General features: G+C 36.1%; 15 protein-coding genes. 3 read left to right on the top strand and 12 right to left on the bottom strand.

Annotated elements, in window-relative coordinates:
• The coding region (locus tag QMD21_05615) for a class I SAM-dependent methyltransferase (GenBank protein MDI6856241.1) at positions 1 to 599 on the top strand (599 nt) is incomplete at its 5' end.
• A 2-nt stretch (positions 600 to 601) separates the two neighbouring features.
• Here the strand turns inward: QMD21_05615 and QMD21_05610 are convergent.
• The 4 genes from QMD21_05610 to QMD21_05595 form a co-directional block, all read right to left on the bottom strand.
• A complete protein-coding gene (locus QMD21_05610) occupies positions 602 to 1,753 on the bottom strand; it encodes a glycosyltransferase (GenBank protein ID MDI6856240.1) in 1,152 nt (383 codons plus the stop codon).
• Complete coding sequence (locus QMD21_05605; GenBank protein ID MDI6856239.1) at positions 1,728 to 2,087, bottom strand: hypothetical protein; 360 nt, start codon at positions 2,085 to 2,087, stop codon at positions 1,728 to 1,730. The genes QMD21_05610 and QMD21_05605 overlap by 26 nt, the downstream gene beginning before the upstream one ends.
• Before the next feature lie 125 nt (positions 2,088 to 2,212).
• The gene (locus tag QMD21_05600; GenBank protein MDI6856238.1) at positions 2,213 to 3,718 is read right to left on the bottom strand and encodes an oligosaccharide flippase family protein; all 1,506 of its coding nucleotides are present in this window, start codon (positions 3,716 to 3,718) and stop codon (positions 2,213 to 2,215) included.
• Between the two features lie 59 nt (positions 3,719 to 3,777).
• Positions 3,778 to 4,431: a methyltransferase domain-containing protein gene (locus QMD21_05595; protein MDI6856237.1), complete on the bottom strand. Its 654-nt coding sequence runs from the start codon at positions 4,429 to 4,431 to the stop codon at positions 3,778 to 3,780.
• Between the two features lie 353 nt (positions 4,432 to 4,784).
• On the opposite strand from QMD21_05595, the gene QMD21_05590 reads away from it, so the two are divergent.
• Together QMD21_05590 and QMD21_05585 are read left to right on the top strand one after the other, a co-directional pair.
• Positions 4,785 to 5,063 (top strand): class I SAM-dependent methyltransferase, encoded by a 279-nt coding sequence (locus QMD21_05590; protein MDI6856236.1) that lies wholly within the window; start codon positions 4,785 to 4,787, stop codon positions 5,061 to 5,063.
• A 182-nt stretch (positions 5,064 to 5,245) separates the two neighbouring features.
• Positions 5,246 to 5,938: a nucleotidyltransferase family protein gene (locus QMD21_05585; protein ID MDI6856235.1), complete on the top strand. Its 693-nt coding sequence runs from the start codon at positions 5,246 to 5,248 to the stop codon at positions 5,936 to 5,938.
• A gap of 9 nt (positions 5,939 to 5,947) precedes the next feature.
• On the opposite strand, the gene QMD21_05580 is transcribed toward QMD21_05585, so the two are convergent.
• From QMD21_05580 to QMD21_05545, 8 genes are all read right to left on the bottom strand, one after another.
• Positions 5,948 to 6,598 carry a transaldolase family protein gene (locus QMD21_05580; GenBank protein MDI6856234.1) on the bottom strand — a complete coding sequence of 217 codons (651 nt, stop codon included), beginning with the start codon at positions 6,596 to 6,598 and terminating at the stop codon, positions 5,948 to 5,950.
• Between the two features lie 4 nt (positions 6,599 to 6,602).
• The gene (locus QMD21_05575; GenBank protein MDI6856233.1) at positions 6,603 to 7,229 is read right to left on the bottom strand and encodes an HAD family hydrolase; all 627 of its coding nucleotides are present in this window, start codon (positions 7,227 to 7,229) and stop codon (positions 6,603 to 6,605) included.
• A complete protein-coding gene (locus QMD21_05570; protein MDI6856232.1) occupies positions 7,196 to 7,810 on the bottom strand; it encodes an SIS domain-containing protein in 615 nt (204 codons plus the stop codon). Before QMD21_05570 ends, QMD21_05575 begins: the two co-directional genes overlap by 34 nt.
• Entirely contained in the window at positions 7,795 to 8,778 is a 984-nt protein-coding gene (locus tag QMD21_05565; protein MDI6856231.1) for a Gfo/Idh/MocA family oxidoreductase, read from the bottom strand. The genes QMD21_05570 and QMD21_05565 overlap by 16 nt, the downstream gene beginning before the upstream one ends.
• Positions 8,775 to 9,629: an SDR family oxidoreductase gene (locus tag QMD21_05560; GenBank protein MDI6856230.1), complete on the bottom strand. Its 855-nt coding sequence runs from the start codon at positions 9,627 to 9,629 to the stop codon at positions 8,775 to 8,777. Before QMD21_05560 ends, QMD21_05565 begins: the two co-directional genes overlap by 4 nt.
• The gene (locus tag QMD21_05555; GenBank protein MDI6856229.1) at positions 9,619 to 10,926 is read right to left on the bottom strand and encodes a nucleotide sugar dehydrogenase; all 1,308 of its coding nucleotides are present in this window, start codon (positions 10,924 to 10,926) and stop codon (positions 9,619 to 9,621) included. The genes QMD21_05560 and QMD21_05555 overlap by 11 nt, the downstream gene beginning before the upstream one ends.
• Before the next feature lie 9 nt (positions 10,927 to 10,935).
• Positions 10,936 to 11,916 (bottom strand): galactokinase, encoded by a 981-nt coding sequence (locus QMD21_05550; GenBank protein ID MDI6856228.1) that lies wholly within the window; start codon positions 11,914 to 11,916, stop codon positions 10,936 to 10,938.
• Positions 11,917 to 11,997: 81 nt separating this feature from the next.
• Positions 11,998 to 12,939: a glycosyltransferase gene (locus QMD21_05545; GenBank protein ID MDI6856227.1), complete on the bottom strand. Its 942-nt coding sequence runs from the start codon at positions 12,937 to 12,939 to the stop codon at positions 11,998 to 12,000.
• Positions 12,940 to 13,052: the final 113 nt, after the last annotated feature.

Genomic DNA, 13,052 nt, shown 5'->3' with positions numbered 1-13,052 from the left:
CAGAAGTACTGAAAAAAATGCTCGGCAAACATTATTTTGAAGAAAAAGACTTCTTACCGTCTACACTCCTAAGAAGATATATGGAATTTTTTAAGGACTGTAAACTTGTACTTGACGCAGGTTGTGGTAATAATCTATTAAAGAAGTATCTGCCAAACGTTATAGGTATAGACACATCTAAATATTCCAGAGCAGACATTTTAGGCAATGCTACGAAATTACCTTTAAAATCAGAAACTTTCGATGGTTTACTCGCAAAGGATATAATAGAACACTTGCTTTATCCCGACTCTACTATGGCTGAGCTTAGAAGGATTTTGAAAAAAGGTGGAAAAATAATTATAGAAACAGCCACGCCATATTACAAACATTTCTGGGACGATTACACCCATATAAGACCCTTCACTAAAAAATCGCTCCGATCTTTGCTCTTGAACAATGATTTTTCAATATTAAAAATTGAATGTTTTTCAAGCTGCGATTTGCCTGGATTCCCTCAAATAGGACTGAGGGATTTTGGCGTGAGACTTCGTAACATACTTACTAAAGGAAGAATTTTAAGGGCAACAAATATCAGAGCATTTGCTGTAAAAAAATAAAATTATTTTTTAACACAGTTTTCAATCAGGTTAACAACCTTTTTCTTGAACGCTTCTATACTGTAATTTTCCACAGCATTTTTCCTAGCATTTTTGCTCATTTGACCAAGCTTTTTCTCGTCATCCAAAAGCAGGACTGTTTTCTCGACTAGCCTATCAAAATCATCAACTATGAAACCGTTTACACCGTTATCTACAATCTCAGAAGGTCCTGTTTTATAAGGGTCTCTTGCGATTATTGGCAATCCGCATGCTTGTGCCTCTATCAATACAATACCAAACTGTGCACTTATAGGATACCAAAATATTTTCGCACTTTGGTAAAGTTGCAATAACGTATCGAAATCTGCGTTCGGGAGTAGTTTTATATTTTCGCAATTCTTTATTTTACCTTCAAGAAACTTATAATAATCGATATATCTACTGTCCAATCCGCCAACAATATACAGTGAAAAATCATCTCTTTTAAGTTTTTTAAATGCGTCTATCATATTTCCGTAACGAGCTTCTGGCATAAAGCGGAGTACACATAAAATAATATTTTCTTTTTTTTCGCAGGGCTTAAATAAATCCGTGTCTACAGGATTAGATAACACAACGCTACCTTTATTGAATGGATAAGGAAGCTTTTTCTTAACCCATTCGCTTGTATAACAAATAGTTGTAATCTTCTTAGCTATCATTTCTTCAAGCTTTCTGTACGGAAAAGATGTGACTCTATGAATACCTCGATAGTGTTTGCTCTCAAGATGCTGCGTAACAAAATATCCTGTTACCGGCGATGTGCAATGGTAAATTGTAGGAATATTCATAAATATAGGCGGAATGAAACACGTTAAAGGCTCAACTCCTATTATAACGTCAGGCTTAAACTCTTTGCATAATTTTCTAACAACAGGTACGAAATTTACTAAAGCTCCTATATCACCTACAAACAACGGCCCGTAAACTTCTTTTATCCAGATTTTCTTTAGCTTATAGACTAGAAAATCAAATTTATACCCGAACTTTTTCTCTAACTCTTTTACATTTTCGCGCACGCAAGCGTATGCTATCTCGTAGCCAACTTCTTTTAATACATTTCCTAAAACAAAAGTAAATCTTGTAGCGCCAGCGACGGATGCTAAATCATGTTGAAGTACTCCAACTTTCATTTTTCGTGCTCCGTCGTTTTCTTTCCAATTCAGCTACAATTACCATTATCGAGCCAAAGTATAAGATGTTTTTCGGTAGTATCCAATCTAAAAATGCAAGTGGACCGAAAAAGGTTTCCGCTAGTTTCGTGCTGCCGAATTGTGGCATCGTTCTCTCTTTCTCGATAATCCTAAATCCATGTGACTTTAACTTATTTTCAAGCTCGCGCTCTGTCATCTCATTGATATGTACATTAAATCCTTGAGAGGTTGTTCTTCTTCTGCCCAGAAAACTTAAAATTTTTAATCCTATCGCACAAATATCTCTAATTAAAATACCATACACGTTGTCCATAACTACTAAAACCTTTTTGGGAATAGTACTCCTTTATTAATTCATCCGACCAAGTAGATTTTTGATTATCCATCTGCTCTGATAATGATTATTGTGTCTGGTTATTTAAATATTTTCTCTCGATGTTAATCTTTCAATTCCCTTTTGATGTATTTTATCATCTTAATAGGATTTAGTGTTTCTGTAAAGAGCCGATAATCTTCTTTTTTAAACTCGTTCAAGAGATAGAGAACTGAGAAGTATATCCCAAAACCTGCGAGCGCAAATAAAACCAGATGATACCATCTTTCTGCGTAGATTATAGCATTAAGAAGGATTAGGAATGCACCCATTACAAACGCAGCTATAAAATGCAAAAGTATGCGTGGATTTGATTTTGTGCTTGTAAGCCTTTTTACAATAATTCTTGTTAGACAAAAGCCAGCGAAAGCCGCGATAATCGTTGCAAAAGCTGCGCCGCGTGCTCCCCAGCCGAGAAATCTAAATCCAAATACGCTTTGAGGTATGAAAATTAAGTTCAAGCATATATTTAGTATTGCACTTAAAGCGCCAATCTTGGCCGATATTATGGGCTTGTTAATGCTGCTGAACTGGACAGTGTATGGATGGCTTAAGGTGATAATGAACACAAATACTGCTAAGAGGCGCAACAAAGTAGCGCTCGGGAAGAATTGGTCGCTTAGTAATACGTGCACAATTGGATAGGCAAGAATTATGGTAAATACTGTAATCGGCGATACTATCATAGAAAGATAGCGCTCTGACCTATGCGTTAAGTTTCTGAGCTCTGGAATATTGTTTTTTGCATGAAAACCGGACATAGCAGGGAATAGCAAGAGACCGGTTGCACCTGAAAACAGGAGCAAAAACTCTGAGATTCTTCGAGCCCCTGAATAGTAGCCTACGTCAGTAGAGCCATAGAAAAGTTGTATCATTACGCTGTCAATATTTACTGCAATTACACCCACCACGATTCCTAAAAATGCAGGTAATGCAAAATGAAAATAACTTTTGAGATAATCTTTGCTGAATTTGCCAATGGGATAACTTCTGAAAAGAAACAATGCATAAGAAAGCATAGCTATGCTACCACATACATATGCCCAAGCAAGTCCTATAGTACCAAACCCTATTAAAGCAACGACCACTACACACATCATTCTAGCAATAGTCGCTACAAGTTGGGACGATTGGCTTTTTGCAGTTTCTAGTCTTGCGTCAAATGTCGATGTAAAAGTAAGAGAAATAGATGTGAGCGCGAAATAAATAACCATTATATATAGAGCGATTTCTTGCTCTATACTCTCAAATCCCATTCCTAGCCCGAATTTCCAAAAAGCAACTGCTCCAAATATACATAAAATCATTATCCCGGTTAAAATAATTTTAATTGTAAGAAACGTTCCAATGCATGTAGCAAGGTCTTTTCCTTCAGATACTCTTTTCGTATGCGCTAATCCAATTCCCGGGTCGGCTAAGAAAGAGAATAACCCAATAAATCCTAGGGCAAATCCAATTATACCTAATGGTACAGGCCCCATATATCTTGCTATAAAAAATAGCGCTACATAACCTAGTAGGCCGTTTAGGATATTAACGGTAAATATTAACGTGAATTTTCTGGAGAGCATGCAACTACTGTTTGTAATTGGCAAATGAGTTTAAATACGTAACTAATAGAGGGGCTTTTTTACTTTTGAATTTTAGCTAGTTGGGCAACGACTACAATAGTATTTGAGAAATCTTTAATGAATTTGGTGATGAAATTAAGAACTCTTCCACCAAAAGTTGTAAGTTCTAGATTTACATATTTATATTCTATAACTGAAAAGCCATGCCTTCTCAACAAATTTGTTAGCGTGGTTAGGGTATGATAACCCAGGTGACTCCTTACAGCAGGTATGCACATTTCTTCGTTTGCAGATCCTTTAATTAATCTTTTTAGAGGATAAGCTATTTCCCGCGCATTAGGCGTGGAGATTATCAAGATCCCATTTTCCCTTAAATGCTTCTTTACATTTTCCAAAAAAATACCTTGATTTGAAAGATGCTCTATGAGCTCGCCAGCAACTACTACATCGAATTTCCTGCCCAGACTCAAATTCGGGTCTTCGGCATTACCATAATGAATATTATAGCCTTTATCCTTTAGTTCAGCTATTAGTTCTTTATTTACATCTATTCCTACAACTTGTTTCGCGGCACCTCTAATCTTATCATGAAACCAAGACCATTCTTGCGAAAATAAATCTTTAGGGTCTCCTACACAACCGATATCAAGAACTTCTTTGCCTTTTATATATTTCTCAATTATTTCGAATCTAAGATCTATCATTACGCGCATATTTAACTCAACTCAGTAATAGAAAGGTAATATACACATAAATTATTTTAGGGTAAATAGAAATAATTAGCATAAAAATACATATATTGCGAAAACAGATAAGGATTATTTGGGTGTCTCGAGAGGGGTCAATTTATGGAATGTCCTATCTGCCTCCAAATAATATCTCCGAAACTCCTTATTACTAAGGCTAAAACAGATTGGCCTACCACTAAAGGAGAATATAATATTTATCATTGTCCTGCATGTGATGTACTATTTAGTTGGCTGATGAGAGCGATGGCTGTTGAGGGTTACGAGGAAAAAAAGCATACAAAATTGCACCAATATTTTCCGGCCCAAACCTACTTAGAATGGCAATCCCATTTTATGATAGATGGAGTTGGGGACAGTTTCTTAGAAAACCACCTATAAAAGAAGGAAAATTGTTAGATGTTGGTTGTTTTTATGGCGAGTTTTTATCGATTGCTGTCGGGATGTATGATTACAAAGTTAAAGGTATTGATATTAATAGGGCGGCTGTAGAGCAAGGTCGTAAAAAGTACGGTTTAGAGTCATTATATCCCCCGGAACATCTAACTGGCTGGTCTGCAAAAGCATTACGTAATTTTTTAACTAGTCATGGATTTTAAATTTTAGTTTTGAAGGAGAAGCCGATAGGAATTCTTTCCGCCAGCGAGATATGTGGAATACTTAATAGTAAATTCAGTTTGCCGAATCTAAAAAATGCTATTGAGTCTTGCTTTTTTACCACATAAATTATTTATTTATGCACTTTATTATATAATCATATACTATCCAACGTTGAGGTAGCATGCAAACTGTAATCTTAGCTGGCGGCAAGGGAACGAGGCTTGGGGATTTGACAAGAGACATACCGAAAGGTATGATAAAAATAAATAATAAACCTTTTCTTGAATATCAGATCGATTTGCTGAGAAGAAATAATATATCTAAGATTGTATTGTGCGTGGGGTACTTATCTGAGCATATTATGAATTATTTTGGCAATGGGAAAAAATTTGGTGTGAGTATAACCTATAGTATCGAGAAAAAAAAATTGCTCGGCACAGCAGGTGCACTGAAAAATGCGGAGCAATACTTGGAGAAAGAATTTTTCGTTATGTATGGCGACGTATACCTTCCAATAGATTTTGGAGAAATAGAAAACTATTTTAAAAGATCAAATAAAACAGGACTTATGGTAGTTTATAAAAATTATAATAAGTATGACAAGAGCAACACTATTGTCAAAGATAATTTTGTGATTGATTACGATAAGGAGCATAAAAAAAAGGGGATGGTGTACATAGACTATGGGGTGGTGGCATTCAGAAAAGATGTTTTGAGCCTGATTCCACAAAATAAATTTTATCATCTTGACAGTGTTTTTAAAACACTAATAGAGAAAAAGGATTTGCTTGCCTTTGAAACTTATACACCCTTCTATGAAATTGGTTCTGTTGAAGGTCTGAAACGATTTGAGCGCATGATTGTGTGCAAGTAGAAAAAAATTTTATTTTTGTCTGTATTCAGCCCACGAGCGTAAAAACTCATCTATGGTTTTGTCTGTTTGCGGATTAGATACCATTAATTCAAAGAACTTTGTAGGGATAGTGATTATATCTGCACCAGCCGCTGCTGCCTCATATATGTCCATCATGTGTCTTACACTACCGACAATTATTTTTGTTTTGAAGTTATGTTGCTTAAACAGAGAGGACACACTACTTACGACTGCCGCTGCATTATATCCTAAATCTTTAACGCGACCGTAGAATATACTTGCATACGTAGCACCTGCCATTGCTGCGACGAGCGCCTGGACTGGCGATACAATCACGGTAGCATTTATTTTGATTTTATCATTTTTGAGTATATGCATGGCTTTTACGCCATTAACATTCATTGGAATTTTTATAACAATATTCTTATGCCAGCTAGCATATTCCATTGCTTCTTCTATCATTTTATCAAATTCGTTCGTAGTAACTTCCACACTTACGGGCCCGTCTATTATCTGCAGGATTTCTTCAATTATCTTTCTATAATTTTTTTCTTTCTCTGTAGACATTATTTTAGGATTAGTAGTAACACCACTAATTATGCCCCACTCTTTTATTTTTCTTATTTCGTCAATATTTGCCGTATCAATGAAGAATTCCATTATCTCACACTTTGTAATCTCCTAACCTCTTTATAAATTTAATGCCTTCGTATAAATCTTTAACAATATAATCCGGTCTAACACCTATTTTATCCATTTCTTTGCAAAATTGACATTTTAGTGTGCCAATTAAAATTGTTTTGCATCCAGCAGTTTTGCCTGCCTTAATATCTGTAAGTTCATCACCGATCATATAGGAGTGTTTCAAATCTATTCCTAACTCATCGGCAGCTCTTAGTATCAGTCCTGGTTTTGGTTTTCTACAGTTACATTTGATCGCATACTTTCTGTTTTTTCCTGCAGGATGATGTAAGCAATAATATATAGCATCAATATGTGCATCATCCTTCGCCAGCTCAATTTTCATTTTACGATCCATTTCTCTTAAAGTTTTAATCGAGAAATGTTTTTTAGCCACACCAGGTTGATTAGAAACGATAACAGTTTTCAATCCGAGCTTATTTGCCATCCTTAGTGTTTTTGCAACATTAGGTAGAAGTTTAAACTGCTCTACTGTAAAAGGGGAATCTATTATGCCCAAATCACCATAATACACCAACTCGTTTATCACACCGTCTCTATCAAGGAACAGTGCTTTTACTCTTCCGATTCGATTTTGTTTTTCAGGCATAGACATATCAAATGCGTTATTGCTACATGAAGCGATTCTACTTGAGGCGTAGAATTTGCGGGCACAACTAAACAATAATCTGCTAATTTTTTCATAGCGCCACCATCGAAACCGGCTAATCCAATAGCTACACCGCTATTATCTTTTGCATAGTGCAACGCTTTAAGCAAATTCTGAGACCAGAGCCCGGCTTTATCACTGCCTGAGCCACCATGAACGCTTATTGCGATCACAACATCGCCTCTGTTGAACACATTTTTCAATTGCTCAATATAAATTTCACTAAAACCGTTATCGTTTGTGAGTGCACTTACTAGAGGGATATTGTCAACAAGAGCTGTTGCTTTAACACGTTTTTTACCTTCGACAATAGTCATTTTCATTAAATCGCACATGAAATGAGTTGCCGTCGACGCTGAGCCCCCATTGCCCATTATGTAAACATGTCTATCGTTTTTCCAAGCTCTAAACAGCACTTCTACAATCTCGTTTATATCCTTGCACGATATTTTATCTATCACCTCTTTCATTTCTGAAAAATATTTTTCTATCAGCTCTTCGATGTTCATTTTCTCATCCATTTATTGCTCCATTTATAAATGTCAAAAACCAATTTCATTGCTTTATACGCATCATCTAAGTTGCCAACAGGTTCCCTACCCTCTTTTATGGCAGAGCAGAACTCTCTGAATTCCAAATCCCACGAATTATCCTCTTCCCATTTATATACAAATTTATCAGGTATCCCTAATTCAGGTTTCATTTTGTAGAACGTTAATGTCTCCTCGCCGTAACTTCCACCCAGCCCATCAATAACAAGCAGTCCTGTCTTTCCAAAGACTTCAAACGAGAAAAGATTTTTCCATTGCGTCCAGCTTGCAGACAAAAAAGCAATTTTTCCAGATTTATTTCTAAGAAGCGCAAAACAGTTATCTTCTACTTGCATATTCCAGAACATAGTCTCAGTAAACCCGACAGCTTTATCAAAATCTCCTGCAAACATTCTAGCTAAGTCTATAAGATGTATCCCCTGGTCGAGCATTTCGCCGCCACCTGCAATCTCAGGATCTGCACGCCATTCTTTATCATAGCCAAGTCTGCCGCCATGTCCATATCTGCCTCTGAGAAACATAAGTTCTCCCGCATCTCCTCTGTCAAATATCTCTTTTGCCTTGACCACTGCTGGATGAAATCTGTGATTGAATCCAACTTTAACTTTAACCTTATGCTTTGCAGCGATGACCTGCATCTTTTTTAGATCTTTCGGAGTTGTAGCGCCTGGTTTTTCTACAAGTACATGCTTGCCATTCTCTATTGCCTCAACGGTTATCGGAGCCAGATATTTATTTGGTGTAGAAACTATCACTATATCTATATTATCATTCTTTACAACCTCCTTCCAATCTGAAGTGTAATCACATTTGTGCTTTTCAGCAAGGGATTTAGCTCTGTCTTCATTTACATCTGCTACGACAACAAGATTTTCGTTGCATAATGCTCTAGCTCGTTTATTACCTACCAAGCCCGCACCTATTATTCCTACATTCATTCGGTAACCTCTCTGTATTTAAGATTATCAATTCTTCTTAGAGTGTAAATTGAAGTTGATTTAATCTCATCTAACGAATTTTTAAAATTCTGATAATCATCCCAAACAGCACTGATTAATTTGCCGGTTATACCATCTGAGTCATCAGAAGCTAAATATAATGCAAGTTGTGCAGCTTTCTCTGGAGGTGTACCACCTGTTTCTTTTTGTTTTTTTGCTTTCTCTAAAAATTTTTTATCAATTTTATCTTCAGCTTCTAACACTTGATCTAGAAGCCTTGTATTAACAGCGCCAGGCGCTATTGAATTTATTTGGATATTGTAGTCCTTCACTTCTTCTGAGATAATCTCAGTAAATTTAACAACTGCGTCTTTAGATGTGCCATAGGCACTAAATGTAGGCACTGGTGGTCCACCTGCACCACCACCAGATAGATTGATAATTTTGCCTTTTCTCGCTGCTATCATATAAGGAAGAACTGATTTTGTACACATAACTGTACCTAATAAATTAATATTAATAGTTTTCATCCAAAGTTCGATATCGTTATTAACTAAACTACCCAAAGGCCCGTAAATCCCAGCATTGTTTACTAAAATATCTATTCTCTTAAAACGGTCTATTGTTTTTTTAGTCATCTCTTCAACATCATTAAAGTTTGAAACATCACATTTTAAAGGCAAAATGTCAACATTATACCTTTTCAACTCATCAGCCACACTACATATTTCCTTCAAGTTTCTTGATACTATTGTTAAGTTGCATCCCTCTCTTGCAAAAGTCTCTGCAATACATTTTCCGATTCCCCTGCTCGCACCTGTAATTATAGCAACTTTGTCTTTAAGCTTCATGTTTTTCACCAATGCCTATGTACCTAAAATGTAATTTCCTAAAGTTTTTTGGATTTAAAAAATTTTTGGTGTCAATAAAAATTGGTTTTTTCATAAGCGCTTTTATTCTTTCAAGTTGCAATTTTTTAAATTCAGGCCATTCTGTAATTAATACAAGCACATCGCTATTTTTAGCAACTTCGTTGACATTCTTGCAGACTTTTAATTCCGGTAGCTCAGGGACTTGAGAACGAACCTTAGGGTCAAAAGCTTTTACTATTGCTCCATATGAGAGAAGCTCCCTTGCAACCTCTAAAGATAAAGATCTTCTTAATGTGTTTGTTCCGGGCTTGTAGGTCAATCCGAGAATGCCTATTTGAATCGAAGTTACATGTCCAAACAATCTATTAATTCTATTAAAAATAAAATGCTTTCTATTATCATTGACTTCTTTAACAGCGTCAAGAAGTTTTGTATCAAACTTATTTAAATCTCCGATCTCTCTCAGTATCTGAATATCTCTTGCTAAAGTTCCACCTGAAAAACCCAAGCCAGGATTAATCGGTGCATAAGGACTTACCCGCCTATCTAATTTCAACGCCTTTACAACATCTGAAGCAGAGGCATTACATATCTCGCATAGGTCGGATATCTCGTTAATGAAACTCACACATGTTGCAAGATACGCATTTAAGGCGTGTTTAGTCATCTCAGCACTTTCAGTACTCATTGTAACTATCTCACATTTTAAGGGCTGACATAGTTTTTTCACTCTTTTTAATGTATTTTCATCATTTGCACCTATAACAATCCTATCCGGCTTAAGGAATGAGTTTATGGCCGACCCCAACCTTAAATTTTCGGGCATGTAACAAATATCAAATTTTAGCGTTTTATTTTTTTTAAGAATGTGTTCCCTTATTTTAGAACAGGTGCCTGTTGGAACCTGACTGCTAATAATTATTATTGAAGAGCTCTTGGCATATTTTATAATTTCATCTACTGCCTTGTAAATATCACCCAAATCAACTCGATCCTCTTCGTCAATTTTAGTGTCAAAAGTTATAAAAATAACATCTGCTCTATTTAAAGCAACTTTTTTGTCAAAACAGAATATTAAATTTTTTTTCTTAATATTTTTCTTAATGAGGTTTTCTAATCCCGGTTCAAATATGGGCGGGTGCCCATGAGATAGCTTATTTACTATTTCCTCATCAAAATCCGTGCCAACAACTTCATATCCTAATTCAGCTAGACAAGCAGCAGTCACGCATCCTAAATGCCATGTTCCGAATACTGTTATCTTTTTGTCGTTCATATTTTTTCATTAGTTGCTAACTAAAACTTTTGAGCCTTCAAAATCGAATGAGAATCTTACTTCGCAAAGTTTCTGTTCGGCCATTGCTTTCCTTAGTTTATCTTTATCTTTAGCGTAAAACATTAAGAATCCACCACCGCCACCGCCAACAAGTTTCCCACCAACTGCGCCGTGTTTCATTGCGATATCGTACCACCTGTCAATTTTTGGATTACTCATGCCTTTAGACCTTGCTTTTTTACTCTGCCAATGTATGTCGAGAAGTTCGCCGAACTTGACAGTATTTCCCTGCTCTAACGCTTTTTTGCATTCGATACCTATTTTTTTAATTTCATGTAATGAGTTAATCATTGACACGTCGTCGCTCTTGGTAAGTATGTCTTGGTGTTCTAATACACTATGTGACTTCCTTAAGAAACCTGTGAAAAACAACAGTAAATTCTCTTCTAAATCTAGGAGTACATCGCTTGACAATCTCAAAGGAACAACGGTCACATGCCCATCTTTACTAAAGGTAAAAGCGGTTATTCCTCCAAAGGCAGCAATATATTGGTCCTGCTTTCCGACAGGCTCTTTCAAAATGTCTATTTCTATTTTGCACGCTTCTTCAGCGAGCTGATTAGGCAATATGTGTTCTTTTTTATAGATATGAAGTGCTTTGAGCAGCCCGACCGTGAAACTGCCTGAGGATCCTAAACCAGCCCTTGCAGGTATATCGGACATGCTTCCCACTTCTATCCTTTTAGTAACTCCTGTTAATTTCAGTGCTTCTCTTATTATGGGATGGCGCAGCTCGTCTACATTGTTAACCATTTCTGATTTTGAATAATGCGCAATAATTTTGTCTATGAAAATATCGTGAAGGTTTATATAAACGTATTTATTAACAGCAGCGCTTACAAGGAATCCACTGTATTTAGAATAGTAGGACGGTAAATCTGTTCCTCCGCCTCCGAAAGTTATTCGGGATGGTGTTCTTGTTATTATCATATCTCACACCGGTTTGTAACTATTTACTATTATTCCTTACCCAATATATATCTTTTTTGTTTGACTGACTGAATAAATCACCTATCCGCAAATCTGCGCCCTTTTCTTCCGCACAATTGATTCTACAAAACCGATACCTCTTGCAAAACCGCCAATAAAATATAATAAAAATTTTGCCATGAAAATCTTAACTGCTGAGTGTTTTATACCCTGTACTAAATACCATAAAAAACACGCTATTAGAGGAACAAAAGCAATCACAAAAAGTAGTGATATGGGTATTAAAATCGCAAAAAATATACTGTAAGATACTACCGCATTAAGATATATTGCGGCGTACATAGATGGCTCATCGCCTGTCGCTTTTAGCATATACGGATATGCTCTGCCCTTCCATCTTTGCCCCTTCCAAAATTCTCTGAGTGTATGAGTTACGTGAAAATAACAGATTGCTCTCTGTTCCATTACGATTTTCTTAGACGTTGTCCAAAGAAGTTCGTTTACTTTCTTTCCTAGCAACCTATCCTCTCCACCCACCAAAGGGAACCCGCCCAGATCTAAAAATACTGTGCGTCTCATCAAGCGAGGATGAATATAAAATGTAAATGTTTTATCAGGATCCCATCCATAAGTAATAGCTGATTCAACCCATGTATCCTTAGTGGGTATGAATTTTGGATCTACGCCAATAACATCAGCATCTTTAAAATGTTTAATTGTATATTCGATGAATCTGTCATTTACACCACCAGTATCTGCGTCCATAAGTGCTATAATTTCGCCACTTGCCTCTTTAGCACCAATATTTCTAGCTTCTGGCGGATAGGCTTTTTTTCTTATGAGTAATTTAATGTTTGGATGCTTTTTTGAGAGCTTTTGAATAATATCGAGAGTCCCATCAGTTGAGCCCCCGTCAACAATAATTATCTCTATATCTTTGTATGTTTGATTTAACCAATTTTTCAATGTATTTTCGATATGCTCGCTTTCGTTAAGCGTGGGTATTATGATGCTGACTTTCATGATTCTGATAGTATAATATTCGTCGCAATATTAATATTTGTTCCTGTATAATTGAGAGTGTCAACTTAAGCGTTAAATTCTGACAATCCCATCACCTCTCAAGCCTAGTTTAG

The sequence above is a fragment of the Candidatus Thermoplasmatota archaeon genome (assembly GCA_030018475.1).
GTDB lineage: Archaea > Thermoplasmatota > JASEFT01 > JASEFT01 > JASEFT01 > JASEFT01.
Note: the sequence above shows the minus strand (reverse complement) of the source record. Positions and strands in the feature narration are given on the sequence as shown.

Excerpts from the sequence above, each read along its gene's own strand:
- QMD21_05600 (MDI6856238.1), bottom strand. The coding sequence starts at position 3,718 with ATGCTCTCCAGAAAATTCACGTTAATATTTACCGTTAATATCCTAAAC.
- QMD21_05575 (MDI6856233.1), bottom strand. The coding sequence starts at position 7,229 with ATGCCTGAAAAACAAAATCGAATCGGAAGAGTAAAAGCACTGTTCCTT.
- QMD21_05585 (MDI6856235.1), top strand. The coding sequence starts at position 5,246 with ATGCAAACTGTAATCTTAGCTGGCGGCAAGGGAACGAGGCTTGGGGAT.
- QMD21_05555 (MDI6856229.1), bottom strand. The coding sequence starts at position 10,926 with ATGAACGACAAAAAGATAACAGTATTCGGAACATGGCATTTAGGATGC.
- QMD21_05550 (MDI6856228.1), bottom strand. The coding sequence starts at position 11,916 with ATGATAATAACAAGAACACCATCCCGAATAACTTTCGGAGGCGGAGGA.
- QMD21_05565 (MDI6856231.1), bottom strand. The coding sequence starts at position 8,778 with ATGAATGTAGGAATAATAGGTGCGGGCTTGGTAGGTAATAAACGAGCT.
- QMD21_05570 (MDI6856232.1), bottom strand. The coding sequence starts at position 7,810 with ATGGATGAGAAAATGAACATCGAAGAGCTGATAGAAAAATATTTTTCA.
- QMD21_05560 (MDI6856230.1), bottom strand. The coding sequence starts at position 9,629 with ATGAAGCTTAAAGACAAAGTTGCTATAATTACAGGTGCGAGCAGGGGA.
- QMD21_05605 (MDI6856239.1), bottom strand. The coding sequence starts at position 2,087 with ATGGACAACGTGTATGGTATTTTAATTAGAGATATTTGTGCGATAGGA.
- QMD21_05545 (MDI6856227.1), bottom strand. The coding sequence starts at position 12,939 with ATGAAAGTCAGCATCATAATACCCACGCTTAACGAAAGCGAGCATATC.
- QMD21_05610 (MDI6856240.1), bottom strand. The coding sequence starts at position 1,753 with ATGAAAGTTGGAGTACTTCAACATGATTTAGCATCCGTCGCTGGCGCT.
- QMD21_05580 (MDI6856234.1), bottom strand. The coding sequence starts at position 6,598 with ATGGAATTCTTCATTGATACGGCAAATATTGACGAAATAAGAAAAATA.
- QMD21_05590 (MDI6856236.1), top strand. The coding sequence starts at position 4,785 with ATGGCAATCCCATTTTATGATAGATGGAGTTGGGGACAGTTTCTTAGA.
- QMD21_05595 (MDI6856237.1), bottom strand. The coding sequence starts at position 4,431 with ATGCGCGTAATGATAGATCTTAGATTCGAAATAATTGAGAAATATATA.